The 25,187-nt window shown below is 62.0% G+C and carries 27 protein-coding genes and 1 pseudogene; 19 read left to right on the top strand and 9 right to left on the bottom strand.

Annotation, left to right across the window (positions count from 1 at the left end; translation table 11 throughout):
• On the top strand, positions 1-514 hold a 514-nt coding region (locus AC13EK_RS08140; protein ID WP_320339782.1), incomplete at its 5' end, for an IS6-like element IS6100 family transposase.
• A 123-nt stretch (positions 515-637) separates the two neighbouring features.
• On the opposite strand, the gene AC13EK_RS08135 is transcribed toward AC13EK_RS08140, so the two are convergent.
• Both AC13EK_RS08135 and AC13EK_RS08130 read right to left on the bottom strand, forming a co-directional pair.
• Positions 638-1,336 (bottom strand): recombinase family protein, encoded by a 699-nt coding sequence (locus tag AC13EK_RS08135; RefSeq protein WP_004213279.1) that lies wholly within the window; start codon positions 1,334-1,336, stop codon positions 638-640.
• Complete coding sequence (locus AC13EK_RS08130) at positions 1,326-2,060, bottom strand: sigma factor-like helix-turn-helix DNA-binding protein (protein WP_006953917.1); 735 nt, start codon at positions 2,058-2,060, stop codon at positions 1,326-1,328. Before AC13EK_RS08130 ends, AC13EK_RS08135 begins: the two co-directional genes overlap by 11 nt.
• Positions 2,061-2,251: 191 nt before the next feature.
• Between AC13EK_RS08130 and AC13EK_RS08125 the strand changes: the two genes are divergently transcribed.
• Positions 2,252-2,473, top strand: a complete 222-nt coding sequence (locus AC13EK_RS08125) for a helix-turn-helix domain-containing protein (protein ID WP_483022155.1) — start codon at positions 2,252-2,254, stop codon at positions 2,471-2,473.
• 32 nt (positions 2,474-2,505) lie between these two features.
• A complete protein-coding gene (locus AC13EK_RS08120) occupies positions 2,506-2,766 on the top strand; it encodes a hypothetical protein (RefSeq protein ID WP_234831432.1) in 261 nt (86 codons plus the stop codon).
• A 17-nt stretch (positions 2,767-2,783) separates the two neighbouring features.
• On the opposite strand, the gene AC13EK_RS08115 is transcribed toward AC13EK_RS08120, so the two are convergent.
• The 3 genes from AC13EK_RS08115 to AC13EK_RS08105 form a co-directional block, all read right to left on the bottom strand.
• Positions 2,784-3,023 (bottom strand): hypothetical protein, encoded by a 240-nt coding sequence (locus AC13EK_RS08115; protein WP_122129174.1) that lies wholly within the window; start codon positions 3,021-3,023, stop codon positions 2,784-2,786.
• A 72-nt stretch (positions 3,024-3,095) separates the two neighbouring features.
• Positions 3,096-4,451 (bottom strand): DUF7986 domain-containing protein, encoded by a 1,356-nt coding sequence (locus AC13EK_RS08110; RefSeq protein WP_122129175.1) that lies wholly within the window; start codon positions 4,449-4,451, stop codon positions 3,096-3,098.
• A complete protein-coding gene (locus AC13EK_RS08105) occupies positions 4,448-5,026 on the bottom strand; it encodes a recombinase family protein (protein WP_122129176.1) in 579 nt (192 codons plus the stop codon). Before AC13EK_RS08105 ends, AC13EK_RS08110 begins: the two co-directional genes overlap by 4 nt.
• A gap of 145 nt (positions 5,027-5,171) precedes the next feature.
• Between AC13EK_RS08105 and AC13EK_RS08100 the strand changes: the two genes are divergently transcribed.
• The 13 genes from AC13EK_RS08100 to AC13EK_RS08040 all read left to right on the top strand — a co-directional run bounded on the left by AC13EK_RS08100 (position 5,172) and on the right by AC13EK_RS08040 (position 16,742).
• Positions 5,172-8,099, top strand: a complete 2,928-nt coding sequence (locus tag AC13EK_RS08100) for a Tn3 family transposase (RefSeq protein WP_122129177.1) — start codon at positions 5,172-5,174, stop codon at positions 8,097-8,099.
• Between the two features lie 28 nt (positions 8,100-8,127).
• Entirely contained in the window at positions 8,128-8,448 is a 321-nt protein-coding gene (locus AC13EK_RS08095; RefSeq protein WP_483022156.1) for a sodium-independent anion transporter, read from the top strand.
• Positions 8,449-8,457: 9 nt separating this feature from the next.
• Positions 8,458-8,811, top strand: a complete 354-nt coding sequence (locus tag AC13EK_RS08090) for a hypothetical protein (RefSeq protein WP_164522511.1) — start codon at positions 8,458-8,460, stop codon at positions 8,809-8,811.
• A gap of 226 nt (positions 8,812-9,037) precedes the next feature.
• On the top strand, positions 9,038-10,162 hold the full coding sequence (locus tag AC13EK_RS08085; protein ID WP_202968921.1) for a S1C family serine protease: 1,125 nt from the start codon (positions 9,038-9,040) through the stop codon (positions 10,160-10,162).
• A gap of 65 nt (positions 10,163-10,227) precedes the next feature.
• Positions 10,228-11,133: a LysR substrate-binding domain-containing protein gene (locus AC13EK_RS08080; protein WP_069336915.1), complete on the top strand. Its 906-nt coding sequence runs from the start codon at positions 10,228-10,230 to the stop codon at positions 11,131-11,133.
• A 235-nt stretch (positions 11,134-11,368) separates the two neighbouring features.
• Entirely contained in the window at positions 11,369-11,542 is a 174-nt protein-coding gene (locus tag AC13EK_RS08075) for a DUF465 domain-containing protein (RefSeq protein ID WP_021224324.1), read from the top strand.
• A 2-nt stretch (positions 11,543-11,544) separates the two neighbouring features.
• The gene (locus AC13EK_RS08070; RefSeq protein WP_069336916.1) at positions 11,545-12,273 is read left to right on the top strand and encodes a Bax inhibitor-1/YccA family protein; all 729 of its coding nucleotides are present in this window, start codon (positions 11,545-11,547) and stop codon (positions 12,271-12,273) included.
• Between the two features lie 2 nt (positions 12,274-12,275).
• Positions 12,276-12,536 (top strand): TFIIB-type zinc ribbon-containing protein, encoded by a 261-nt coding sequence (locus tag AC13EK_RS08065; RefSeq protein WP_069336917.1) that lies wholly within the window; start codon positions 12,276-12,278, stop codon positions 12,534-12,536.
• Positions 12,537-12,659: 123 nt separating this feature from the next.
• The gene (locus AC13EK_RS08060; RefSeq protein ID WP_021224327.1) at positions 12,660-13,640 is read left to right on the top strand and encodes a TerC family protein; all 981 of its coding nucleotides are present in this window, start codon (positions 12,660-12,662) and stop codon (positions 13,638-13,640) included.
• A gap of 134 nt (positions 13,641-13,774) precedes the next feature.
• Positions 13,775-14,668 carry a diacylglycerol kinase family protein gene (locus tag AC13EK_RS08055; protein WP_278985973.1) on the top strand — a complete coding sequence of 298 codons (894 nt, stop codon included), beginning with the start codon at positions 13,775-13,777 and terminating at the stop codon, positions 14,666-14,668.
• The gene (locus AC13EK_RS08050; protein WP_069336918.1) at positions 14,572-15,099 is read left to right on the top strand and encodes an MbcA/ParS/Xre antitoxin family protein; all 528 of its coding nucleotides are present in this window, start codon (positions 14,572-14,574) and stop codon (positions 15,097-15,099) included. The genes AC13EK_RS08055 and AC13EK_RS08050 overlap by 97 nt, the downstream gene beginning before the upstream one ends.
• Entirely contained in the window at positions 15,096-15,764 is a 669-nt protein-coding gene (locus AC13EK_RS08045; protein WP_099232165.1) for an RES family NAD+ phosphorylase, read from the top strand. Before AC13EK_RS08050 ends, AC13EK_RS08045 begins: the two co-directional genes overlap by 4 nt.
• 27 nt (positions 15,765-15,791) lie before the next feature.
• Positions 15,792-16,742, top strand: coding sequence for a hybrid sensor histidine kinase/response regulator (locus tag AC13EK_RS08040; RefSeq protein ID WP_081331678.1), 951 nt, complete (start codon positions 15,792-15,794; stop codon positions 16,740-16,742).
• 150 nt (positions 16,743-16,892) lie between these two features.
• Here the strand turns inward: AC13EK_RS08040 and AC13EK_RS08035 are convergent, their stop codons facing one another.
• Positions 16,893-18,020 (bottom strand): tyrosine-type recombinase/integrase, encoded by a 1,128-nt coding sequence (locus AC13EK_RS08035; RefSeq protein ID WP_069336924.1) that lies wholly within the window; start codon positions 18,018-18,020, stop codon positions 16,893-16,895.
• On the bottom strand, positions 18,017-19,471 hold the full coding sequence (locus tag AC13EK_RS08030; RefSeq protein ID WP_069336925.1) for a Swt1 family HEPN domain-containing protein: 1,455 nt from the start codon (positions 19,469-19,471) through the stop codon (positions 18,017-18,019). The genes AC13EK_RS08035 and AC13EK_RS08030 overlap by 4 nt, the downstream gene beginning before the upstream one ends.
• A 192-nt stretch (positions 19,472-19,663) precedes the next feature.
• Between AC13EK_RS08030 and AC13EK_RS08025 the strand changes: the two genes are divergently transcribed.
• Positions 19,664-20,623: a hypothetical protein gene (locus AC13EK_RS08025; protein WP_069336929.1), complete on the top strand. Its 960-nt coding sequence runs from the start codon at positions 19,664-19,666 to the stop codon at positions 20,621-20,623.
• 56 nt (positions 20,624-20,679) lie between these two features.
• Here AC13EK_RS08025 and AC13EK_RS08020 read toward each other — a convergent pair whose 3' ends face one another.
• Positions 20,680-21,660, bottom strand: a complete 981-nt coding sequence (locus AC13EK_RS08020; RefSeq protein ID WP_069336930.1) for a ParB/RepB/Spo0J family partition protein — start codon at positions 21,658-21,660, stop codon at positions 20,680-20,682.
• 206 nt (positions 21,661-21,866) lie between these two features.
• The gene (locus tag AC13EK_RS08015) at positions 21,867-23,072 is read right to left on the bottom strand and encodes an AAA family ATPase (protein ID WP_099232178.1); all 1,206 of its coding nucleotides are present in this window, start codon (positions 23,070-23,072) and stop codon (positions 21,867-21,869) included.
• A gap of 525 nt (positions 23,073-23,597) precedes the next feature.
• Between AC13EK_RS08015 and AC13EK_RS08010 the strand changes: the two genes are divergently transcribed.
• Together AC13EK_RS08010 and AC13EK_RS08005 are read left to right on the top strand one after the other, a co-directional pair.
• The gene (locus AC13EK_RS08010) at positions 23,598-24,893 is read left to right on the top strand and encodes a replication protein RepA (protein ID WP_069336927.1); all 1,296 of its coding nucleotides are present in this window, start codon (positions 23,598-23,600) and stop codon (positions 24,891-24,893) included.
• 215 nt (positions 24,894-25,108) lie between these two features.
• Positions 25,109-25,187 (top strand): annotated as a pseudogene (locus AC13EK_RS08005) (IS6 family transposase); the annotation flags it as partial.

Here is a 25,187-nt window from a genome sequence, read left to right as displayed (position 1 = left end):
GGGCAAGTGGACCTACCTGTACCGGGCAGTCGACAAGCGGGGCGACACGATCGATTTCTACCTGTCGCCGACCCGCAGCGCCAAGGCAGCGAAGCGGTTCCTGGGCAAGGCCCTGCGAGGCCTGAAGCACTGGGAAAAGCCTGCCACGCTCAATACCGACAAAGCGCCGAGCTATGGTGCAGCGATCACCGAATTGAAGCGCGAAGGAAAGCTGGACCGGGAGACGGCCCACCGGCAGGTGAAGTATCTCAATAACGTGATCGAGGCCGATCACGGAAAGCTCAAGATACTGATCAAGCCGGTGCGCGGTTTCAAATCGATCCCCACGGCCTATGCCACGATCAAGGGATTCGAAGTCATGCGAGCCCTGCGCAAAGGACAGGCTCGCCCCTGGTGCCTGCAGCCCGGCATCAGGGGCGAGGTGCGCCTTGTGGAGAGAGCTTTTGGCATTGGGCCCTCGGCGCTGACGGAGGCCATGGGCATGCTCAACCACCATTTCGCAGCAGCCGCCTGATCGGCGCAGAGCGACAGCCTACCTCTGACTGCCGCCAATCTTTGCAACAGAGCCGTCCGTTGACGCGGGCAGGGGACTGCCGGTGGCAGCTGCCACCGGCTTGAAGCCGAACAGAAAGGGCAATCAGCGGTTCCGCTCACGATGATTTCGCTGAGGGCTGGGTTCCTGCACCTGGGCGGCACGATGGGCCGCCCACACCCGCTTGACGGTGCTGCGGTCGCAATCGGCCAGCTCTGCCGTTTTGGCAATGCTCTTGCCCGCTTCGCGCAATGCCACAATGCGGGCGTGCGTTGCCCGATCGCCTTTGCGCCCTCCGCTGCGCCCTGCGGCCTTTGCCAAGGCGATACCTTGGCGCTGTCGCTCGCGGCGATCGGTGTAATCGTCGTGAGCCATCTGCAGGGCGATCTTCAAGAGCATCGCCTGAACAGATTCGAGCACGATGCGGGCGATGCCCTCGGCGTCGGCCGCGAGGTCGGACAGGTCCACGACGCCGGGAATGGCAAGTCGCGCGCCTCGCGCACGAATTGTCTCAACCAGCTGCTCGGCCTCGGCCAAGGGAAGACGACTAATCCGGTCAATCTTCTCGGCAATCACCACTTCACCGGGTTGAAGATCGGCAATCATGCGCAGCAACTCGGGGCGGTCGGCACGGGCACCCGATGCCTTCTCCCGATAGACTGCCGCGACATAATAGCCCGCTGCCTTCGCCTCGGCTACGATGGCATCCTGTCGGCGTAAGTCCTGTGCATCGGTGCTGACGCGCAAATAAACGCGGCCGATCTGCGGCGCGAAGGCGGGGGACGGCTCAATATCAGTGGCCATCGTTTGTTGAAGCTTCCTTGCCTAGCTGGGGACCATCCGGGGGCGAGGCCAGCATGTTGGATATGCTGGCTTCTGCGCTCGCGATCGCATCGCGGATTTCATCGGCCTGTTCGCGCAGCGCCGCCAATTGGCGGTCGCGCGGCAAAATTGCCCTCAGCCAATTAGCGCGCTGCTCGATTTGAGCGATCTGTTCGGCAAAAAACTGAGCGTCGGATCTCATCCGATCAAGCTCAGCCTGCGCCACGCGTAGTTTGCGGTTCCAAGCGGAATCGCGCGCCTTCGCTCGCCTGACCTCGTCCCGGTCTTGCTTGGCTTTGCGCTTCCGCTCCTGATCTAGCGCCTTTTGCAAGGCATCGCGTTTCCTGATCCGCTCGGCCTCAGCCGCTTCATCACGCCTGCGCGCGATCAAAGCATCCAGCGCCGAACGATCGTGAATGTCTATGTTGTTGCAGACCCATCTGATCCTTCGGAATGCCTTGTCCTCGATTTGGCCGATGCGGCTTGGCGACACACCGACGATCTTTGCAGTCGCGGCAAGAGTGAGCGCGGGAGAGGGGCCAAGCCCGATCCGCAAGCGGACAACCTGTTGCTCATGCGGTTCCAGCATCGCGATCAACCGCTCGACGGTCCGATGGTCGGTGATCGGCCTCTCTACATCGCGCTTTGCAAGCCGAGCTGCGAACAGCTCCATGGCCGATTTCATCGCGTCGTCCTGACCGTCCATGCAGGGTTTGAACCTCGCTCGTCCAAATATGGCGCACAATCTATACCATCTGCGCTAGGCGCGAAAGCCATGGCGCAAATAGCTGCTTGAGCAACCCTATTGCGCCATGCTGCCCGTGCCGACATTCTGCGCCTAGCCAGAAGGACGCGAACACGATGCCAACCATATACCTGAAACGAACATCGCCGTTGATGACCCAGGTCGGGGCCAACATCGCTCGCGAACTAAAGAAGCTAGGCATAACTCAAGGGGAGTTGTCCGAACGCTCGGGCGTTGCGGCGTCGCACATTTCATACATGGTTCGCGGACAAGGCAATCCAACGCTTGCTACCTTGGAGAGCCTTGCCGATGTTTTCAGATTATCGGTTGTCGAATTATTGGCAGCGGATACCACTTCCGACGATAAGTCCTGAAAGGCAGTCGCTTTATTTGATTGGAACAATCTATGTCCAGTAACCCGCCCCACGAATTTGACCATCTGCTACAAGATGCGCCGCTGGTCCGGGCAATGGGGGGAGCACTCTCGATGTTTGCCACGCTGCTTGCGCGCCAAGGCATTGTCGAGATGGGAGAGGTCGCAAACTTGCTCGGCATCTATGCGGTCGCGACAAGCGAAGTCGATAATGAAGAGGGCATGATTTTGGGATGCTGGGCAGCCATGATCCGCGACGTAGCGGAGCAACAGCGCAAAGCGGCTCGCGGCTAACCCTGGCGCGTATGGCGCTAGCCGTGCGTCGCCTCGATCTGCTGGGCCAGCTCGGCCAGGTGATCGGAATCAAGTAGATCCTCTGCGGCAACATCGACCGCGAAAAACTCGCGTTCGCTGGGAGGCGCACGATCGGCAGCGAAAGCGGCCAGATAGGGGCGCGCCTCGTCCGTGGCGATCCAGCGCCAGAAAGCATTGCCTTGGCCGAATAAACCGCTCGCGAACATATCGAGCCGTGCTTGTGCGAAGTCGTTCAATTTGCGCCTCCTGGCCTCAGTGCATTATTGGGACACAGATATACGGTAGTAGGTCGCACTGTCTCAAAGCCCCTATTTCCTGAGCTTTTCGACCCCGAGTTCCCGCCAGATCCAGGAAAAATCGTAGGTTGCCATAGGATCCGCTTCATCGGGGTGATTAGCCGACCGATTTTCGATAAATTTGAGCCACTCTACGATCTTCTTGCGCCCGCCGGCGGTCGTTGCTGCCTCGCGCGGCGTGAGATCACCGAGCATTCCGACAGGCTGATCAAGCGTTTCGCGGTAGTGCCGGTCCATCATCTTGTGGATCAGCTCCTCAGCCGCTTCTGGCGGAATATCGAGTTCCGGTGAAGGCGGACTGTGATGGTCGCGCATTGCTTGTTCGATAGTTTCGATTTCGGTCAATGGCTTGCCTACAGCGGCGCCCAGCAATTCGGATAGCGCCGCTGTTCCGATCTTTGCCCGATTGGCCGAGTTGACCGAAAGAACGACAGACTTCCCCTTGATTTCGATGCTGCCAAACACGGTCCGGCCATCGTCTGTGCTTGTTCCGAAGGCAAGCTTTCCGGGGCCTTTTGCACGCGGTATCGTGTCTGTTGACGGCTTCAACCAGTTCCAAAACTGATCGTTGGCGCGGTGCAGTTCGGGGTGCACGTCAAGCAGCGCAGCGACGGTTTCAGCAGAAGTCCCGCGTTTGAACGGAAACCGCACATTGTGGAACACCAGCTCATCGCCATCGGTATTCTGTACAATGGGGGTTTGAAGCCCCAATGCTTTGGGCAGGATATCGAACAGCCATGCCGTCGTGAACAGGTGCGCGATGCTGGCAAGTGTATCGACTTCGATATCGATTTTGGTCGATTTTCGGCGCTTTCCGCTCGCGATCCTCAAACCCTCGATCAGCGTTTCTGCAGCCTCGGGAGTGAATGGCAGGATGACGCCGGACAGCACATGGCCATTGCGTTCGGGCACGACCCTGACAGCGATCCGGTCCCATTGCCGCAGCGTGCGCGATCCAGACTTTTCCCTGATGCGAATGGGCTCACCACCGCGAACCAGATCGCGGACGAAGAATCCCTCGCCCGGCGTCACGTCGCTGACTTCGTACAAACTCATTGCTGAATCCCGAAGGGTGCGCAGATAAGCCTTTGTGCGCGCCGCTTCATTCCATCCACGCCGCTTCAGATACTCATCGACCAGATTTTCGCCGTCGGGTTCGAACCGGCGCGTCATAAGGTCTTCGAGCGCGCAGCCAAACAGCACCCCGGCATAGTGTTCGCTGACAATGTCGCCGATTTCATCGAATTCGAGGTTGAACTCCTCCATTGCGGCACCGACGTGATCGGAGAGCGCATCGTGCAGGGCCTCGCCCCAGTCTTCGTGGGTTGCGAATTTGATGATGCGCGAGAGATCGTGGCCGACTTTCATACAGTCCCTTCAAGGAAAGCGCGCCGCTCGGCGACGATCCGCGACACCGTGGGCTGGCTGACGCCGAAGATGCGTGCCATTTCAGCAGCGGACTTACGGCCCGAAGTCACACTCTCGGCGATCTCGGCCCGTTGCTTGGCATTGAGCTTTGGTCGGCGGCCACCAACGCGACCCTCGGATCGCGCCTGATCGAGACCTGCCTTGGTCCGCTCGCGGATCATAGCGCGTTCGAACTCGGCGAAGCTGCCGACCATTTGCATCATCATCCGTCCCGCCGGCGTCGTGGTGTCGATATTTTCGGTCAGTGACCGAAAGCCCGCGTCTGTCGTCTCTATCCGGTCGAGCAGATGCAGCAGATCCTTTAGTGACCGCGACAGGCGGTCCAGCTTCCAGACGACAACAACATCCCCCTCGCGCAGCTGGTCGAGCATTCGCTGCAATTCAGGCCGATCCCAGCGGCCGCCACTGGCCGCCTCTTCGAACACGCGCTCGCACCCAGCTTCCTTCAGAGCGCGCAGTTGCAAGGCCGTGCTCTGATCATCGCCTTTTGAGATGCGAGCATAGCCGATCAGCATTTTGACCTCATTCGCAAACGGTCGTATCCGGAGGGGGCGAAACGCCAACGGTTCTCCGCAGGCTTTTGCCTTTCACAATCCTCTTTCATTAAGGGGACGTAAGGCAAGAGGTTTTTGGAGGAAAAAGGTGCCTGGACGCATTCCTATGACCGGGCGGCAACGCGCCGCCCTGTTGGCCCTCCCCGATAATGAAGCGATGGTAATGCAGCATTGCAATTTCGATGCCGCTGACCTGGCGGCCATCGAGACCGCACGCACGCCGGCGACCCGGCTCGGATATGCTCTGCAACTGAGCTGCCTTCGCTACCCAGGACGGCACTTGCGTCAAAATGAGCTGTTACCGGCGGTCATGCTCGACCACATCGCCGAGCAGGTAGGCGTGGAGCCGGACATCATTGCCCACTTCGCTCGCCGCAATCCTACCCGTTACGATCAGCTTGCCGGGATCAAGGCTCGATTTGGATTTCGTGACCTTGGCAAACCGCTTCGTGCGGAAATCATGGCATGGCTGATCAAAGAAGCGAAAGGCACTACCGACGGGCGGATATTGCTCGACCGGCTCCTGGATGAAATGCGTCGTCGCCTTATCGTCATTCCTGGTGTCAGTGTGGTGGAGCGAATGGCCGCCGAAGCGATGCACCGCGCCGAAACGAAACTGATCGCCGAAATTGCCGGTAGCCTTGATGCTGATGCACGCCGGCGTCTCGATGAATTGGTCGATGACAAAGTGCACGACCGGCAAAGCCGCTTCTCCTGGCTTCGCGAACCCCAACCTCGCGTTGCGCCGGCATCCCTTACCGAAATTGTCGAAAAGGTTGGCCTGATCCGCTCGTCATGCGGATTGCCGCGAGCACTCGATCCAGCGCATGAGCCGCGCATGGCCCAGTTCGCCCGCGAGGGGGTGCGCTATACAGCCCAAGCCTTCCAGCAGATGCGGCCAGCCCGTCGGCATGTCATTCTTCTCGCCACGCTGAGCGAGTTGGAAGCCACATTGACAGATGCCGCCATCGGCATATTCGGATCGCTGGTTGGACGCGCCCATCTGCGGGCGCGAAAACGTCTTGAGCAGCGCGTGGCCATCTCCGGAAGCGAGGGCCGCGAGCGGATGGTCAGGGTCGCCAAGGTCCTCGAGGCAATCACCCGGACGGCGCGGAATGGCGAGGATATCAGCGCGGCGGTCCAAGGCATTGCTTCCTTCGACGTAATTGAGGCCGATGCTGTGATCATCCGGCGCACGGCCACCCCGCATCGGGACGACGTCCTCGACGAAATCGCGGCCGAATATCGTGCTTTCAAACGGTCCGGACCGGCATTCCTGCGGGCCTTTGATTTTCGGGGCCCCGCCAGCACAATGGCGCTGCGCGAGGCGATGGCGGTTTTGTCGGACCTCGATGGTGATTGGCGCAAACCCTTTCCGGACCTTCCACCGCTTGACCATGTCGAACGGCGCTGGCGCCGGCACGTCATCGTCGCAGGCGGGATAGACCGGACCCATTGGGAGATGGCGACCTACAGCGCACTGGCCAATGCACTTGCAGCTGGCGATATCTGGGTTCCGACCTCCCGGCTGCACCGCTCGCTTGATACCCTGCTGGCGCCGGCAGGCGTGCAACGGCAAGCGGCGTTTACCCTTGGTGACCCACATGCCTGGCTTGATGAGCGCGCCGAGAAGCTCGACCAGTCCTTGTCCAAGGTAGCAAGCAGCCTGAATAGTGGCGACGGCGCTTTGTTCGTCGGAGATCGGCTGCGCTTCCCCAAGGACACAAGGGACGACAGCGAGGACGATGCAGGGCAGAAATTCGCGCGGACCTGCTATCGTATGCTGCCGGCTACACGGATCACCGATGTTCTATCGCAGGTCGCGCGCTGGACGGGCTTCACCCAGCACTTCGGTCATGTCTCGACCGGGCTTCCCCCGACTGACGAGCGGGCCTTTCTTGCCACGCTGATCGCGGAAGCGACCAACCTTGGCATGTCACGAATGGCAGAAGTCTGCGGGGCAGCATCACGGCGGGCACTTCTGCGCATGCAGACTTGGCATATGCGCGAGGAAACCTTCCGCGCTGCTCTTGCTTGTTTGACCGACGCCATCCATGCTGAACCGATTGCCGCCTGGTTCGGCCCCGGCCACCGTGCTTCTGCCGATGGGCAGGCCTTTTATCTCGGTGGTGCCGGCGAGGCGGGTGGAACGGTCAACGCGCATTACGGCCGCGACCCGGTGGTGAAGATCTACACGACGATCACAGACCGTTATGCCCCGCTTCACCACACTGTCATCGCTGGCACGGCAGGCGAAGCCATCCATGCCCTTGATGGTATCCTCGGCCACGACAGCAATGCTAATCTCACCGCTCTGCACACGGACGGTGGCGGCGTCTCCGACATCGTTTTCGCGGTCATGCATCTGCTTGGCCTCGATTTTGAGCCGCGTATTCCCCGCCTGTCCGATCGCCGCCTCTACGCGTTCGAGCCTGCCAACCGTTACGGCCGGCTGAGCCCGCTTTTCGGCAGAAAACTCAACCGCGACCTCATTGTAAGCCACTGGCCTGAGATCGCCCAAATCATCGGCGCCATGCGTGATCGCACCGTCACGCCTTCGCTGATCCTGAAGAAGCTTTCTGCCTACCGCCAGCAGAACAGCCTTGCCGCAGCCCTACGTGAGGTCGGTAGGATCGAGCGGACCCTATTCACATTACGTTGGTTCGAAGAACCGGAACTGCGCCGGATGGTGACCGCTGAACTGAACAAAGGCGAGGCGCGCAACAGTCTGGCGCGGGCGATCGCCTTCCACCGTCTCGGACGCTTCCGGGATCGAGGCCTTGAGAACCAACAAATCCGGGCAGCGGCTCTCAATCTCACGTCCGCCGCGATAATCCTGTTCAACTGCCGCTATCTCGGCCGCGCCATTGGCGAATTGCAGCGAAGGGGTGCCTCCGTCGATCCTGCCATTTTGGCGCAGCTTTCCCCTTTGGGTTGGGACCACATAAATCTGACGGGCGACTATGTCTGGGCGGAGAACCTCAAGCTCGATGCCGACGGCTTCATGCCCTTGCTCACCAAGCCGCTACCGTGAATCTGTGCCCAAATAATGCACAGGGGCCATTCTCGAACAAATCGCCGAAAAACGTGACGTGAGGCACCTCATCTTGATGTGCTCGGCGGTCAACGCCATCGATGCCTCCGCACTCGAGAGCCTCGAGATGATCAATCGGCGTCTTGCCGACGCCGGTGTTTGCCTGCACCTGTCGGAAGTCAAAGGCCCGGTCATGGACGCGCTCGAGCGCTCGCATCTGCTCGACGGCCTCTCAGGCAAGGTCTGGCTGTCGCAGCATGAGGCTTTTACGAAAGTTATCGCTCTCGCGGACCGGGAACAGGAGTCACTGGCTGCGCCTGATCTCTGGGCCGCCAGAGGCGCGATATAGAGCTTACGCTTGACCGGGCTGACTGGCTTTATTGGCAGGCATCTCGTTGTCCTGCCCATCTGCCCCCGGCTGTTCGGCGTTCTTGGCGTCGAGGTGCCGCTTCAGCGCATATCCGCCGACAGCGACCGCAACGAGGCCGAGCGGCCCCAGACGCCGTATCAGCGCGGCTGCGCCAGCGCCAAGGAGCGCTCCGCCGGGGCCCCCGAGCCCCCGCACGTGCTTGGCCGCTCGTTCGCCCGCAATCGCACCCAGAATCTTGCCGATCATGATCGTCCTTTCTCTGTCTTCGAAGCCGAGATCTACGTCGCAGATCCTCTGACCAACACCTCACGATTTCACAAGTACGCGGCAGTGGGCCGATAGCGAACGCTGCTTCACCATGGGGTCAAGGTCAGGGCACAGACGTTACGACGATCAAGCGTATCATGGACGTCGATCGTCCGAGCGGCGCGGAACGTTCGCTCATAGCAGGAGCATGCCATTCACCCCGCCACCATCCGCAAGTCGCGAGCCTCGCGGCAGCTCGCCTGCAACAATCGGGATCTGAGATACTTGACGCAATTCCCCGAGGCGCAACATGTCTTCAGGAATGAGCCCTGAAACAGCGAAACTCGGCTTTATCGGCCGCTGTCTTCTCGTCACTGCCTGCGCCGCCGCACTGATCCTGTTGTGGCGCGTCCTGCAGCCGATGGCTCCAGCGGATCCCGCATCCCGGCTTGTAACGGCGCGGGGCGACCTTGCCGGCGATGAAAAGGCGACCATAGCCCTGTTCGAAAAGGCCCGCGGATCGGTCGTCTATATCTCGACATCCCAGCTGGTGGAGGACGCCTGGTCGCGCAATGTATTCTCCGTCCCGCGCGGCACAGGGTCCGGCTTAATTTGGGACGGCGCCGGGCACGTCGTCACCAACTTCCACGTGATCCAGGGCGCCTCGGAGGCGACGGTCCAACTTGCCGACGGTCGCAAGTTCCGCGCCTCGCTGGTCGGCGCCAGCCCGAGCCACGATCTTGCGCTGCTCAAGATCGGCGTTGCGCTGCGCCGCCCGGCACCCGTTCCCATCGGTACCAGCGAGGATCTGAAGGTCGGACAGAAGGTCTTTGCCATCGGCAATCCGTTCGGGCTCGACTGGACGCTCACCACCGGCATAATTTCTGCGCTCGACCGATCGCTGCCAAGCGAGCGCGGCGGACCCAGCATCGAACATCTCATTCAGACCGACGCCGCCATCAACCCCGGCAACTCGGGCGGCCCGCTGCTCGACTCGAGCGGACGCCTGATCGGGATCAACACGGCGATCTTCAGCCCGTCAGGCGCATCGGCAGGCATCGGTTTCGCGGTCCCGGTCGCCACCGTCATGCGCGTTGTCCCGCAACTTATCAAAAGCGGCCGCTATGTTCGGCCGGCTCTCGGCGTCGAAGCGGACGAGCAGGTGAACGAACGCCTGCAAGCGATCACCGGACGGGAAGGGGTTTATGTCCTAAGCGTTCGCCCCGGATCGCCCGCGGCCCGCGCAGGCCTTGTCGGCATCACGGCGACACCGGGCGGGATCGTGCCGGGAGACCGCATAACCGCGATCGACGGAGAAGATGTCGACAGCCTCGGCGCGCTTTTGGCGAAGCTCGACGACCGCAAGGTCGGCAATGTCGTCAAGCTCACCGTGTCGCGCGGCGAAGCAGCCCGGGAAGTTCCAGTGGAACTGGAAGCGGGGACCTAGCTGACGAGAAGAGACAGCGCCAATGAGGATTGAGCCACGCGATAGTTTCGCTCTATCGTCCTGTCATGCCGACACTCCGCCAGCTCGAATATCTCGTCGCCCTCGCGGACCTGCGCCACTTCGGTCGAGCCGCGCAGGCCAGTCACGTCTCTCAGCCCTCGCTCAGCCAGCAGCTGCGCGCGCTCGAGCAGCGCCTCGGAACCGTTCTTGTCGAACGCAATCAGGGCAGTGTCGAACTAACGCCCATCGGCCGCGAGCTTGCCGAACGCGCGCGCGGCGTGCTGGTGGCCGTGGAAGACATGCGCGAGCTCGCCAGGCGCGCGCAGGAAGGCAACGCCGGCACGATCCGCTTCGGCGTCACGCCCACCTTAGGGCCCTATCTTATGTCGAACGTGATCCTGGCGCTGCACCGCCAACAGCCGGGCTTGCGGCTCTATATCCGCGAGGGCATTCCGGATGAACAGGCGCTCGAGCTGGCGCGCGGTCAGCTCGACATGCTGCTCGGTCCGCTGCCGATCGCCGGCGAAGGGGCGATAGTCGAGCCGCTTTTTCGCGAACGGCTCCGGCTTGTGGCCGCGCCGGACCACCCCCTTGCGCAGCGGCCGGTCCTTCGCAAAAGCGACCTCAAGGGCGCGCAGGTGTTGAGCCTTCATTCAGCGCACCATCTCCATCGGCAGGTCGCTGGCTTCTGCATGGAACTCGGAATGGAGCTGCTGCGCGATTACGAGGGCACTAGCCTCGATAGCCTGCGGCAGATGGCGGCGACGGGCCTCGCGCTCACCATACTTCCCGATCTCTATATCCGCTCGGAAGTAGGCGGCAGCGCCGGAGTCAAAGTGCTGGAGGTCAAGAACTGGCAACCGACCCGCAGCATCGCCGCGGCCTGGCGGCACGGCGCCGCCTTTGCCGACGCCTATGCCCGTATCGCGGAATGCGTCCGATGCGAGGCGCTGACAATCGTAGGCGCGTAAGCCGATAGGCTAATCCTATCACCGAGAGGGGAGAGATCGATTGGCGAGAACACCGCTCCTTCGCTAATTACATGACGTGGCCCGGGCCCCTCTGGCACGGCAGCGGCGAGAAGTCCTGTCGTGCGATGTCGGACCACATCGGACGTTCCGATGGCATGCAAGCGGGCCCTATCATCGCCGAAATGCCGTCAGCTCTCCGATCGAACCCATGGTTTGTGACTAGAGGAGATATACAATGAACTGGCGTGCCTTCCGTCTGCACGAGATGCACAAGCGGATCGATGAAGCGCTTCGCGCCGAGCAGCGCCATACGGTCCCCAACCCCTTCGAAATCATGCGCCTGAAGAAGCTCAAGCTGGCCCTGAAGGACCGGCTCGCTGCCCTCGCGCGAACACCGAGGAGAGTGTGACGATGGAGCGTTACAGATCCTACCCATCTGCGAACGCGCATGCCGCGAGCGCGGCGACGGCAACCTTTGACGCCGGCCTGCGCCGGCACATGCTGGGCATCTACCGCAACATGGGCCTCGGCCTCGCCATCACCGGCGCGGTCGCACTCGGCGTCGCCTCGAGCCCGGCGATCTATGAGCCGATCTTCAATACGCCGCTCAAATGGGCGGCGATGTTCGCGCCGCTGGCCTTTGTCCTCTTCTTCTCCTTCCGCATCGAGCGCATGAGCACGGCTGGGGCCCGAACGGCGTTCTTTGCGTTCGCCGCGGTCATGGGCATCTCCATGGCGAGCATCTTCCTGGTCTTTACCGGGCAGAGCATCGCGACGACCTTCTTCATCGCCGCCTCGATGTTCCTCGCGATGAGCTTATGGGGCTACACGACCGGCCGCGACCTTTCGAAATGGTCGACTTTCCTGCTGATGGGTCTGGTCGGCGTCGTCATCGCGAGCCTGGTCAACCTCTTCCTCGCCTCGAGCGTCTTGCAGCTCGTGCTCAGCATCGTCGGGGTGATCGTGTTCACCGCGCTCACCGCGTTCGACACCCAGCGCGCCAAGTCGGACTATCTGGCTTATGGCGGCACGCAAGCCGCCGAGAAGCTCGCCGTGATGAGCGCGCTCTCGCTCTACCTCAATCTCGTCAACCTTTTCCAGCTGCTGCTGACCTTCTTCGGCCAGCGCCAGGAGAACTGATCATGCTTTGCCCTTCGTGCAGAACCGAGCTCCAGATGTCGGAGCGCTCAGGCATCGAAATCGACTATTGCCCCTCCTGCCGGGGCGTGTGGCTCGACCGCGGCGAGCTCGACAAGATCATCGAGCGCAGTGCGGCCCCGCCCGCCCCACCAGCCGCGGCTGCCCAGACGTCGCCCGGCTGGAGCGGTCCGCCCCATCAAAGCGGTTACCACCCGCCTTATCAGAAGCGCCGAAAGAGCTTTCTCGAAGAGCTCTTCGACTGATCGGCGGCGCGCCGCCCCGCGCGGCCGCCGTCACTCTTCCCGCCGGGCCCCGCTGGCAGACTGACCGTCTGCGATGTCGGAGGGACAAACGCGGCCGCTTGCCGGCCGCGAAAGGAGAGACACATGGATTTCCTGTTTGTTGATTGGCTCGGCAAGCCGCTGTGGCTCTGGCTGAGCTTCCTGGGAATCGTCATCGTCATGCTCGCGGTCGATCTCGGCATCGTGCACCGCAAGTCGAAGGAAATCGGCGTCACCGAAAGCCTGGTGACGTCCGCGGCCTACATCCTGCTCGGCCTCGCCTTCGGCGGCTGGGTCTGGTGGTACATGGGCGCAACCGCGGGCATGAACTATCTGACCGGCTTCGTTGTCGAGAAAAGCCTGGCGATGGACAACGTCTTCGTCATCGCCATGATCTTCACCTATTTCGCCGTACCGCGCCTCTACCAGCATCGCGTGCTGTTCTGGGGCATCCTTGGCGTCATCGTCCTGCGCGCGATCATGATCGGCGTCGGAGCAACGCTGGTCGAGCAGTTCAGCTGGGTGCTATATGTCTTCGCGGCCTTCCTGATCTTCACCGGCGTCAAGATGTGGCTCTTCGCCGACAAGGAATATGACGTCGCGGCCAATCCCGTGCTCAAGTTCGTGCGCCGGCATTTCCGCGTGACCGACCGCCTGCATGGTGAGCATTTCTGGGTGAAGCAGGCAGACCCCGCCACCGGCAAGCAGGCCTGGTTCATGACCCCGCTCATGCTGGCCCTGCTCATGGTCGAAATCGTCGACGTGGTCTTTGCCGTCGACAGCGTGCCGGCGATCTTCGCCATCACGACCGATCCGTTCATCGTCTACACATCGAACATCTTCGCCATACTCGGCCTCAGGGCGCTCTATTTCGCCCTGGCCGCGATGGTGGACCGGTTCCACTATCTCAAGTACGCGCTGGCGATCCTGCTTGTGTTCATTGGCTCCAAGATCTTCGTCGCCGACGCTCTGGGGCTGGCGAAGATCCCGCCCGTGGCTTCGCTTTCGGTCACCTTCGCGATCCTGGCGGCCGGCATCGGCTGGTCGCTATGGAAGACGAGGGACCAGGCCGCGCACCCGGCCTGAACAACCTTGCCGGCGGGGACGTCCCCCCTGCCTTCCCGCCGGCGTCTTTTTTCTGCCCTTGCCTCGTCCGCATGCAAGCGCCGCTCATTTGGAAAGGAATGGTCTTGGCGTCTCGTCCAACGCGCGCACTGCTCGTGATCAATGCTCTGAGCCGGTCGGGCGCAGCGATGGGCGAGGCAGCGCACCGGTTGCTCGCCGACCAGGGCTGCACGGTCACTCGGCTCGACAGCAGGACATCCGAGGAGGTCAGCCCCTGGATCGCCCAGCAGGGCGACGCCGCGGATTTCGTGATGGTCGCAGGCGGCGACGGAACGATGAATGCGGCCGCGCGAGGCCTGCTCGCAACGGGCCTGCCGCTCGCCCTGCTGCCGGCCGGCACCGCGAACGATCTCGCGCGGACCTTGGGCCTTGGCGGTTGCACGCTGGAGCAATGCGTGTCGCTGCCCACCATAGGGCGCACATCGAAGATCGACCTGGGTGAAGCAAACGGACACCTCTTCTTCAACGTGGCCAGCATCGGGCTCAGCGCCGACCTGGCGCAGGCGCTGACTCGCGAGGCGAAACGCCGCTTTGGCCGGTGGAGCTACATCATTGCGGCGCTCCGGGCGCTGCGCGCGGTCCGTCCGTTCCGGGCGACCGTCTCGCACGATGGACAGACCGTCAGGGTTCGCACCCTTCAGATCGCCATCGGCAACGGGCGCTATTATGGCGGCGGAAACCTGTCCCGCTTAGCGGTCTCGATGCCGTTCAGCGCTGTTCTGGTATTGTGTCGACTGCGCGTGTCGCCCGACATGCTGGATCGATGGATGGAGCGGCACGGGCGTTGGTTGCTCGTGCCGTCGCCCCTCCCCCCAGCCATTCGCGACAAGCACTCGCGCAATTGCGAACTGTCCAGATTTGGACTATATCCAAATCCGTTCAGGAGGCGCAAATGGCGAGGAACGCGATTGAAGGCGGCGGCCAGACGGCGGAACTTCCGCCGCGCCTGGACCTGTCCCGCTTCGCGCCGGCCAATCGACGCCGCCTGAGCGCACCTGCCATGCGGACCTTCGTCGCGATTGCCGACCTGTGGGGGCTTAACGAGGAACAGCGCCGGTTGGTGCTCGGCTATCCCTCCCGATCGACCTATCATAGCTGGTGCAAGCAGGCGCGCGAACATGGGACCATCACCCTCGATGTCGACGTGCTTACCCGGATCTCGGCACTGTTCGGCATTCATCAGGCGCTGGGCGTGCTGTTCGCCGACGAGCATGAAGGCATCGACTGGCTGCGCCAGCCTCACGACGCTCCGGTGTTCGGCGGCCATCCGCCGATTGATCTGCTGACGAGCGGCACCCAGGACGGGCTGATGACCGTGCGCCGTTTCCTCGATAGTGCGCGCGGCGGCATCTACATGGCTCCGAACGCCGCCGACGAAGGCTTCGCTCCCTACAGCGACAGCGAAATCGTCTTCGGGTGACCGACTACAGGCCCGCGCCTCGGCCGGCGTATCGACTTGTGCCGTCGCGCTTTCCCCCCATCGGCCTGTTCGACACGGTGGCGACAGCCGCCGACGCGGCTGCCGTAATGGAGCTTGCCGGTTGGACGAACGACCGCCTGGTGGCCGAACGGATCGATCGCCTGCCTCGCGATCAGTGGGTTTATGGCCGTCCCAACGCGAGCATCATCATGGCATCCTTTCTCCATGTCGCGCCCGGCGGCATGCGGTTCAATGGTCCCGATCTTGGCGCTTGGTACGCGTCGGCCTCGATCGTCACGGCTGCGGCCGAGGTCGGACATCATCTGCGGCGTGAAACGGTGGCGCGCTCGGTAGAGGCCATGGCACGGACCTATCGCTCCTACAGCGCCACGCTGGTCGGCAATTACCTAGATATCTGCGGCCAGCAGTCAGCCTATCCCGATGCCTATCTCCCGAACAGCTATGCCGGAGCACAGGCATTCGGCGAGACAATTCGCGCGTCGGCCTCAGCCGGCATTGCCTATGACAGCTTGCGCCATCGGGGCGGCACGAACGTCGTTGGATATCGGCCGGCTGGAATCATCGATGTCGTCCAGACCGATCATTTCGAGATCAGCATTGAAGCTGCGTCCAAACAAATCGACGTCCGCAAACTGAGCGCGTGAACGGCGGACACCGCTCGCGTGCCCGGCATGGACGGGTTCGAACTCGCCGAAATCATGCGCGCCAACGAGCGTTCGCGTCATATCCCGATCATCTTCGTTACCGCAGGCAGCGCCGACGTCACCCGGCGCTTCCGCGGCTATGAAGCGGGCGCCGTAGACTTCATCCAGAAGCCGATCGAAGCCGACGTGCTGCGCTCCAAGGCCAATGTCTTCTTCGATCTCTACGGTCAGCGGCGGCAGATCATCGCACAAAGGGACGAACTCGCAGGCCTCACGAAAGCGCTTCAGGAAGCCGACCGGCAGAAGAACCGCTTCCTCGCCGTGCTTGGTCACGAGCTCCGCAATCCGATCATGGCGCTGAGCGGTGGACTCGAGCTCCTCGAAAAGCGCGAAGGAACCGAGCTGGCGCGCGAAATCCGCAGCGGCATGCGCCGCAGTCTCAAGCATGTGACCCGGTTGGTCGAAGATCTCCTCGACATCGCGCGGATCGATCAGGGCAAGATATCCTTGAGAAAGGAGCGCTTGCATCTTCAGGAGGTTCTCGGCTTTGCAATGGAGGCGGTTCGGCCCGCCCTCGAGGAGGCAGAGCACGCGCTCCATCTCGACGTGACGCCGGAGCCCATCTGGCTCGATGCGGACCCGGCCCGGATCACCCAGATCATCAACAACCTCGTAGGCAATGCCGTGAAATATACCCCGCCGGGCGGAAGGATCGATCTCAGTGTCGGCCGGGACGGGTCCTCGGCGCTCTTGCAGGTCACCGACAACGGCGTTGGCATACCGGCCGAGCAGCAGAGCCGAATTTTCGAGATCTTCGAGCAGATCGAAGGTGGCGCGCGTGCAACGCAAGACGGTCTCGGCATCGGCCTCGCGCTGGTTCGACAGCTGGTGGAGCTTCATGACGGTTCGATCGTGCTGGCCAGAAGCGCGGTGGGCGAAGGGAGCACCTTCGAGGTTCGCCTGCCTGCCACGGGTTGACCCGAGCCGGTTGAGACCGCCGGGCATCAAATGACCGGCGGCCTCACGGCTGGCCCGAGCGACGATGCAAAAGATGTAAGCTGGCTCAAGGCTGCCTGACGAGAGCGCAACCACGACCAGAACGTCGTTCGGCTGGGTCGATCAGCTCGCTCAATCAGCGAAACGTTTGGCCAGTCTAGCGCTGGCGCCGCTCTTGGCCGCGAGACGCGCACCATAGCGCATGACCGTCTTCGGGTCGCGCCAGCGGTAAGCCTGCATGATCGCGGGCAAGCCTTCCCCGGCCGCGAAATTGTCCTGGGCCACGCCTACACGGATCGAGTGCGACGAAACCGCGGCCACCCAGCGCTCAAGCTCGGCTTCAGACATCGCACCCAGAAGCTTGCGTTCCCAGGCCGCTCGTATCAGCCGCCGGTAAATCAAGGTGACGCTGTTGGGATGGAGACGGTTTCGGCCTATAGCAGCTACAGACCCGTCAAAATGGGTTTCGACCCGCCGGAATAGGGGGCCTTTTCGAACATCGGCCTTGTCGCGCCAGCGGCGTATCGCCGCCATCGTCTTGGGCGCAAGATAGGCGTAGGCCCCCTCCCCCACCTGGTCGGTTTTCGACGAAGGTATGAAGAGAATGCCCGCCCCCTCGGTATCTGGCCCTTCGACATGGTCGACATCGATCGCCACGAGCTCAGACCGCCGCGCCCCGGTGTCGTAGGCGACGCGCAGGAATGCCTCATCGCGAAGGCCCAGTTCGTCGCGCCGGCACGCTCTGACGAGATGAGCGAGACAGACCCCCACGGCCGGGCTGTCCAGGTCCGATATTTCGCCTTTGAAGCGAATGGCTCGGGCCTGTCGCTGCTTGACGCCGAGAGCCTTGCGCGCCGCTTTCTTCTCAAGCCGAACGAGCGGCATGGACGTTGGATCGGGAAGACCAGCCATGCGGTAAGCCCAACCGACATTGACGATGTAGCGCTCGATCGTCGCCATCGCCCGCTGAGTCTCGCTGCTGTCGTCGATGCCGGCGAGAGCGCGGATCCAGGACGCCACGAGCGCGGCATCGGCGCGATCGGCCGCGATCCGGTTCTGACGGCACCATTTGCCCCAGAGAGTCAGGTCCGAACGGAAGGCGCGGCGCGTGTTCGCAGACCATCCTCGAACGGCGGCGGCAACGAGCGCCTCGTCGATCGGTGCTCTTGGACCCACCAGCTCGCGGACGTCCGCGACAACCGCCAGACTGCCATGGCGATCGGTCTCGCCCTGGGGTGCCAGGATTGCGCTATCGATCATGGCACGGGCTCACCCATCCAGCGGTACAGGCGGTTGCCCTCGACACGCAGCACGAGCAGATCCTCGACGGTCAAAGGCCGCACGTGCGCGACTGGATTGCGAATGACGCTGAGGCGGCCGAGCGTCTCGCCGATTGACGTTTTCACCTTGAAGAACGGTTGGAACACGTCGCGCCAATTCTCGCCACGTTCGATGATGCCGCGATAGTCACCGAAATCGGCATAGTCGAATAGCTCTCCAGGTGCGCGCTGCGCGTCCACATCGGCCTGGCGCCGTCTTTCCCATTCCTCGCGGATATTCTTGTGGACGCGCTGGCGGATCCATTTCTCCCCTACCCCGGCCTTCATCGACCGATCGATGAAGGCCCGCAGCCGGCGCTCGAGCTGGCGGAACATCAAGGAGATGACCGCATCGAGCTCATCGGGGTCGGCTTCGGGTGGTGCTTCCGGAACCATGCCAAAGGGCACGAATATATTGCCCACGAGCGCCATCGGCAGGCTGGCCAAGCGCATGTCGAAGCCCCGCGCGATGCGCAGGCCTGAGGCCAGCATCGCGTCGTCGACCGCTTCGTCGCCCTGATCCTCGCGCCGATAGTCGCCAAGCTCGGCGCGCACCAGCTGGGTGGCTCGAGGGGCGGCAGGACTGGTGCGCGCCACAATCTCGGTCATGCCCTTGAAAGCGGCATAACCCTCGATTGAAAGCTCGGGCTGATCATCGCGCACCCAGGGGGTTTCAATGCCCGCCATCTGCGCGGCGGTCGCACGCGCCCACTCCCCTGCCGGATCACCCACCCCCGCAACTCCGGCAAGGTCCACTGCGGCGATCTCGGCCGCGGTGGGAAAGCGCAGCTCAGGCACGAGGTCCGGGAAGTTCGACGAAAGCGCGGCGCGGGAAAGGCGCGCGGCATTCGTGCCAGCAATGAACTCCTCGACACCGGCAAGCTGCTCTACAATCGATCGGTCCAGCGCGGCCGCGGTGCCGAGCCGTTCGAGCATGGGCGCAAGCGCGCCACCACGCGCCAGAGCATCGGCCACCGTATCGGGGATCAGCGGGCGCGCACCCAGCATGCGCTGATAAACGTCAGCCTTCGGCAGGAGCTTGTCGAGCCGCTCGACGCTCGCGAGCGCCTCTTGGAAGGCGGAAAGGCGACCGGTCGCTTGCGCATAGCCGCCGCTCGAAACGAACTTATCGAACTCGCTTTGTCGGCGGGCCATCTCCTCGATGATGTTGGGACGGCGCTCGAGCATGTCTGTGATGCGCTTGTGATTCGCCGCCATCTCTTCGAAGATCGTCGGTCGAAGCTTAAGCATCTCGTCAAGGCGTCGCTGCCCTTTCAGCGCCCTAGCGAGGACATCGGCGTTCCTTCCCGCCTGCGTTGCGGCGCGGATGATATCGGACGTGCCGTTCAGGTCCCGCATCGCCTTGCGGATCGGATCATCATCGAAATTCACGGGTTTCCTTCTGGCGCCTTGATATTGCTGCGGCGTCTTACACGATCGGTCCGCAGCCCACCAGTGTTGATAACGACCTATTATCACCACTGTGTATCTCGGCACGATTTACTTAGATGCCTGTTCGGTTTACTGTTGGCTATGCCCGCACCTTCCTCGCCGGCCCGCTTCGGCCCCACTTACAGCCCGCGGATGGTTGCAAGCGTAGCGTCGTGTACAGCGGCAATTTCGCGCCTCGATGCCCGCATTTGCGTCAGTTCAGCCGCATCCGCCTGGGCGCGCCGAGCTGCTTGGTCGGGCTATGCGCGGGCGCTCCACCTGCAGGCGGCGGAGATCGACGAAATCGACGTATTTTCCTGGGGCTGCGGCATCCATATTCCAGAACGGCCGCGGCGCGCGACCAACGTGGATGTATTCGACGGCTTCCCGGCGTGGGCGCAGGCGCTGCGCGAGCCTGATCGGCTCGCCTGGCGTGACAAACTGCCGGTAGCTGTAACGGAACCGCATTTTGTCACGGAGCACCCAGCCCTCGTCCGGGCCCTCGAGCGTGTTCGCCAGCATGCCCGCATCGACGCGACCATCGAGCCATGGCTAGGCCTGGCCTTCGCGCTGCGCGATTACGATCTGACGACGACGCCGCTGCCTTGCCTCGCGGGAGGGGCCAAGGCGCTGCGCCTCAAACGCATGCCAGCGGACCATGACTGGCAAGCGGCCGTTCGCTCGGTTGAAGCGGCCGCCATTGCCGGGCTTGATCGCCTCGATCGACTCGAAAGGCTTTATCGGGATGCGCAGCGCAAGATTATGGCCGAGTATCGGCCAGGCATGCTTCCCGCCCTTGCTGCGCTAAGCTGCCATCATCCGGTGCTTTCGCCGCAATCGGTGGCTGGCGCGCTCGGCTTGACTCTTGCTGGCGCGAGCAAGCTCCTAGCACGAGCCGCCTCGGCCAAGCTTCTCGTCGAGATTACGCGGCGGCGTTCCTGGCGCATCTTCGTTGCCGCAGATCTAGCTGTCGACTTTGGCTTTGTGGCGCCCAAACGCGGCCGACCTCCAAAGGAGCCCCCTCCCCTGCCCCCACGCCGGGACCTGGCCGAGGCGTTTGTCGCCTTCGACCAGGAGATGGAGCGCATAGACGCGCTTCTTGCGAGCCGCTGACCTCCACTCCGGTCGCATTGGCTAGCGCTTCCGGAGTCGCAGTCCGCCGGTTTTGCTCAAGGTTCAAGCAGGCTGCGGATCGATTCCAGAACCTCGTCGGTCGAAGCACCCGAGCGTGGCAGTACCTTCAAGGACAGGCCGCCGCGGCTGCCCCGCGTATAGCGCAACATCGCCTTCCCGTTCCTCGCCTTAAGCTCCACTTCCGCGCCACCCTTTTGCTTTGGGGCGACAGTCGCGCGCACGAGCCGTTTGGCGACCTCGGCGCCCGGCAGTTTGGCTCCGAGATCGGCTCGCTCGCTCTCGATCAGCCGCGCCTCTGCCTCCATCAACGGCAACATCTTCGCGTCAACTGAGAGCGGCTTAACGTCGCGGGCAATCCGCACGGTGATATCGTGAGGATCGCTGAAGGCGGCTACGATGGACTGCGGCAGGCGCGCCACGTCGAGCAGCCGGCTGAGCCACGAGCGAGATATTTTGAGGTGCTCTGCCATTTCGGCCTGCGAGCCATTGTAGAACTCCGCCAGGGCACGTGAATATTCCTTCGCCCGCTCCCAATCGGAGATGTCTTTGCGGGAACGATTCTCGATGTCCGAGACCCGGAATGCTTCCTCGTCGGAAACCGACTGGATCGTGATGAGGTAGTCATATTCAGGATGGTGATGCTCACGAAGCCACTTGACCGTCCACCAGCGCCGCACCCCGGCGATGATTTCAAAATCGAAGTCGGGATCGCCTTGCAGCCTCCTGACGATTGCCGGAATGCGCTGCTTCTTCGCCGAGAGAAAAGCGTCAATGAGATCGCGACAGGTCTCTTCATTGAGATGGTCGAGATCGCGATTATGAAGTCGCCACGGCCGGCACCTCGCAGGATCGACCCACTCGGTACGGTCTGTCACCACCTTGCCCGATGCGATGCGGGCCAAGGCTTGGCTGCGGCTCGCCATAATGCCTTCGGCCGGCGCAGCGGTGTCGACGTCGGTTGCCTCGTCGAGACCCTCAGTAAGACTGCTGCCGAAGCCTCTGTTACCCTTGGACATCATCGCTTATCCCACTTGAAATTGTTCCACCCTGCCGCGATTGCCACGTGGCAACTTGGCCTGAAAGCCGCTTGGCGAGGGTTGCGTTGCCACGTGGCAACCGGCGTTCATCGTCGCGGGTGATCCACTGCGTGTGCCTCGCCGCGCCAGACGTAACATATTCATATACTGACGTGTTTCGAGTTGTTGCCACGTGGCAATTCATGTCACGCCACCTCCCCTGCCCGGCTCTGCCAGGTGCGCAGGACATCCTTCTCGATGTCGAGGCAGACCTCGTTCAGGTACTTCACACAGCGGTTGTGGACCTCGTGGGAAGTGACCGGTCGATCCAGTTCGAAAACGGTCTTCATGCGAGAGCTTGCGTTGTCGATTTCGGCGCTCGTACGCAGCACCGAACTGATCATCGAACCTCCAAAAACCTGACGCATCATGGTCAGGATTTCGCTTTGCATCGATTTGCTTTCGTCCACCCTACTTCCGACGAGGCGGATGAAATTGTATGCCGGCTTCACCCTCCCCGCGAGCTTTTCCAGCTGCCGCATGGTAGTGCGCGCCATGTCGATGAAGGAAACGGTTGACGCAAAGTCAATCACGCTCGGCGGAACCGGTATCACCATCGCGTTCGCCGCCTGGAGGACAGCCATGGAGACCATGCCGAGGGCTGGCGGTGGATCCATGATAACGACGTCATAGTCGTCGACCACGTCATCGATCGCTTGCGCGATCATGTCGATGATGTCGAAGCTCTGGTTCTGCGCCAGATAGCCCGCGATCTCGTATTCGAGATTGTAGAGCTTGAGGTTGGCAGGGATCAAATCTAGTCCGAAGAAATGCGTCTTGCGGATGATCTTACGAACCCCGAGCAGCTCGGGGTTGTGGAAGTGCCCGTAAAGCGTGTCTTCTTCTGACAGGTCGATATCAGGTCGATACCCGAACATCATCGTCGAGCTTGCCTGGCTGTCGCAGTCGATGAACAGCACGCGATAGCCACGAATGGCGAAATGCTGCGCTAGGTGAAGTGCAATCGTCGACTTGCCCACACCTCCCTTGAAGTTCGACACGGAAATGATGGCCGGCACGTCCTCAGGCGAGCGCCACGGCCGCGTACCGAACACCTCGCGCATATGGTCGAGTTCCTCGAGTGAATATTGCACCCGGTGACCGGACGCTGTCCGCCCCCGCGCCGGCAGGCGGCCGTCCCGTTCGGCCTCGCGGATTGCAGAAGCCGTGCGGCTAACCAGCGCCGCCGCCTTCGAGATGGGGAAGGACGGCCCCTTCTTCGCGCCAGTCTCTGGATCAATTGCGTTGTCCCGGATCCGTTTCAGGATCGTGAGCGCGCGCCGGTGCAATAGGCCGAGACCGTCATCCAGCAGTTCGTCCTGAGGTGCTTCTAAGGTTTGTTCGCTCGCCATGGCCGCCACTTTGTGAGATTGAAGCCAATCTCTACCGTCGTTGGCAGTTTGGAGCAAGAATTGTCCACCAACCTTGCAACTTCACCGATGATCTCCGAGCCGTTCTGGGGCTTCGAGAGTTCGCCGGCTCCTGACTTGCGGCAGCGACCGATGATCTCGGTGCGGTTTTCCGCGGCCAGTGCGTTCCCGAGCGCTCAGGCCGTTGTGGGGATCAGGGCTGTGGATAACCGCCGATGATGTCGGTGCGAGCCGATGAACTCGGTGCCGGAAAGCGATGATCTCGGTTCCGACCCGACCGATGATCTCGGAGCCCATACCTAAAGACTCGAATCCCTATAGAAATCCGATTGGGCGAATCGTTTTTCAATTTTGAAAAGGGGAGGGGGCAAACCGCACCGACATCATCGGTAAATTTGGAGGTTTCGCCCTGCTGCCGGCGCTGAAACTGCCAACATGCTTGCCAAAGCCGTCCGAAGCTGTTGAAAGGAGCCAATCAGAGCCCGTGAGTCGGGGAAGGGCAAAGGCATGAGCGGTGACAGCCATAAACCGATAGGGCATCAATACGCTCTGGCCATGCTCGACGGCGGCGAGGACCGGGTTCGCCGGGTCGCCCAGGCCGCTGGCACCCAACTTACGATGGACGCCTTCCTACGCGTTCATGACGAAGAACCGGTTCCGGCTTTCCTCCATTCCGCGCTCTGCGCCATGAGCCTACCCACAAAACGGCCGAAGGACGACACCCAGCCGATCTTACGCGAAGACGGCAGGTATGCTCTCGCCATCAATCCCAAGCCTATTCTTCAGACGGTGGACGGAAAGCCCGTCTTCCGTAGCTTGGGAGTTCCGTACGGAGCCTATCCGCGAGTCGCGCTGATTTATTTGCTTTCCCAGGCCGTCACGAAGCGCTCGCGTGATGTTTATCTGGGCCGCAACTTCACCGAGTGGATGCGCCGGCTCGGGTATCAGACCGTGTCCTACGGACCGCGCGGCACGGCCAACCTCATGCGCGAGCAGGTCGACCGTCTGCTCGCTTGCGAGTGGCAGATCCGGTGGGACGGGACGGATGCCGGCGATAACGCCTTCGCCGTCCGAGACGTCAAGATCTCCAACGAATATGCCGGAAGCTTGGGCGCGAACGGTGCTTTTGCCCGCGAGATCCGGATGTCCGAAGCGTTCTATAGCCATTTGGTGGATCATGCGGTACCGCTCAACGAAGTCGCCATCCGCGAGTTGAAGGGCACCCCTACGGCGCTCGATCTCTATACCTATTTGGCATATCGGCTACCGCGGATCACAGGCAAGGGTCAGGTCATATCCTGGGATCAGCTTGCCAAGCACCTCGGCAACGATGCCGACAGCAAGCGCTTTCGTCAGACGGTTCGAGAGACAATGCAGCTCGTGTCGGCTGTCTATCCGAACGCAAATGTCGATCTCTCGGGACGCAAGGTCGTGCTTCACCCGTCCCCGGCGCCGCTGGAGCGCAAGCTCGTGGGGTCACACTTGCGGCTCATCGGTGCTCAGCCGGATCAAACGGCACCGAGATCATCGGTCAGCGCGCCAAGAGCGAAAGCTCAGGTCGGCAAGGACGAGCCCAAGCAGGCTTTCCCTGCAGGTTCGATGAGCTACGGAACACGAGAGGCAGCCTTTAGAGCGATTGGCCTCGAAAAAGGCAAACCCTGGTCGGTCGATGATATGGCGACAGCGTTCCGGGCAGGCTTTCCGGGGATCAAGCAGCCACGGACCGACACCGAATGGCTACGCGTCTGGGAGGCGTTCGTCATCCGCTATGCCGAGCGGCGATCTCAATCCGGCAGCGAATGACCGATGATCTCCGTGCGTTTCCGATGCTGCCTGAGAACAGCAGCGGGGGAGGGAGCAACCCTGCCGTCGCCATCCAAGGTAAGCCTAGAGGGCCGCTACGAAGGTGCCCCCCAAGGCTCATAAGAAGAAGATGTAGCTCGCCAGTTGTAGCTGGGGCTCTGTTGCAAAAATCGTGAAGCTTGAGCATGCTTGGCGGAGATTGGACGGACGGAACGATGACGGATTTCAAGTGGCGCCATTTCCAGGGTGATGTGATCCTGTGGGCGGTGCGCTGGTATTGTCGCTATCCGATCA

Source organism: Sphingobium sp. L-44 (genome assembly GCF_056859495.1).
This window is presented reverse-complemented; position numbering and strand designations above follow the sequence as displayed.

Coding starts and splice junctions, on each gene's coding strand:
- AC13EK_RS08130 (WP_006953917.1), bottom strand. CDS start 2,060: ATGGACGGTCAGGACGACGCGATGAAATCGGCCATGGAGCTGTTCGCA.
- AC13EK_RS08015 (WP_099232178.1), bottom strand. CDS start 23,072: ATGGCGAGCGAACAAACCTTAGAAGCACCTCAGGACGAACTGCTGGAT.
- AC13EK_RS08105 (WP_122129176.1), bottom strand. CDS start 5,026: ATGCTGATCGGCTATGCTCGCATCTCAAAAGGCGATGATCAGAGCACG.
- AC13EK_RS08110 (WP_122129175.1), bottom strand. CDS start 4,451: ATGAAAGTCGGCCACGATCTCTCGCGCATCATCAAATTCGCAACCCAC.
- AC13EK_RS08085 (WP_202968921.1), top strand. CDS start 9,038: ATGAGCCCTGAAACAGCGAAACTCGGCTTTATCGGCCGCTGTCTTCTC.
- AC13EK_RS08065 (WP_069336917.1), top strand. CDS start 12,276: ATGCTTTGCCCTTCGTGCAGAACCGAGCTCCAGATGTCGGAGCGCTCA.
- AC13EK_RS08070 (WP_069336916.1), top strand. CDS start 11,545: ATGGAGCGTTACAGATCCTACCCATCTGCGAACGCGCATGCCGCGAGC.
- AC13EK_RS08040 (WP_081331678.1), top strand. CDS start 15,792: ATGGACGGGTTCGAACTCGCCGAAATCATGCGCGCCAACGAGCGTTCG.
- AC13EK_RS08025 (WP_069336929.1), top strand. CDS start 19,664: ATGGTTGCAAGCGTAGCGTCGTGTACAGCGGCAATTTCGCGCCTCGAT.
- AC13EK_RS08075 (WP_021224324.1), top strand. CDS start 11,369: ATGAACTGGCGTGCCTTCCGTCTGCACGAGATGCACAAGCGGATCGAT.
- AC13EK_RS08135 (WP_004213279.1), bottom strand. CDS start 1,336: ATGGCCACTGATATTGAGCCGTCCCCCGCCTTCGCGCCGCAGATCGGC.
- AC13EK_RS08020 (WP_069336930.1), bottom strand. CDS start 21,660: ATGTCCAAGGGTAACAGAGGCTTCGGCAGCAGTCTTACTGAGGGTCTC.
- AC13EK_RS08120 (WP_234831432.1), top strand. CDS start 2,506: ATGTCCAGTAACCCGCCCCACGAATTTGACCATCTGCTACAAGATGCG.
- AC13EK_RS08060 (WP_021224327.1), top strand. CDS start 12,660: ATGGATTTCCTGTTTGTTGATTGGCTCGGCAAGCCGCTGTGGCTCTGG.
- AC13EK_RS08010 (WP_069336927.1), top strand. CDS start 23,598: ATGAGCGGTGACAGCCATAAACCGATAGGGCATCAATACGCTCTGGCC.
- AC13EK_RS08125 (WP_483022155.1), top strand. CDS start 2,252: ATGACCCAGGTCGGGGCCAACATCGCTCGCGAACTAAAGAAGCTAGGC.
- AC13EK_RS08080 (WP_069336915.1), top strand. CDS start 10,228: ATGCCGACACTCCGCCAGCTCGAATATCTCGTCGCCCTCGCGGACCTG.
- AC13EK_RS08050 (WP_069336918.1), top strand. CDS start 14,572: ATGGCGAGGAACGCGATTGAAGGCGGCGGCCAGACGGCGGAACTTCCG.
- AC13EK_RS08035 (WP_069336924.1), bottom strand. CDS start 18,020: ATGATCGATAGCGCAATCCTGGCACCCCAGGGCGAGACCGATCGCCAT.
- AC13EK_RS08100 (WP_122129177.1), top strand. CDS start 5,172: ATGACCGGGCGGCAACGCGCCGCCCTGTTGGCCCTCCCCGATAATGAA.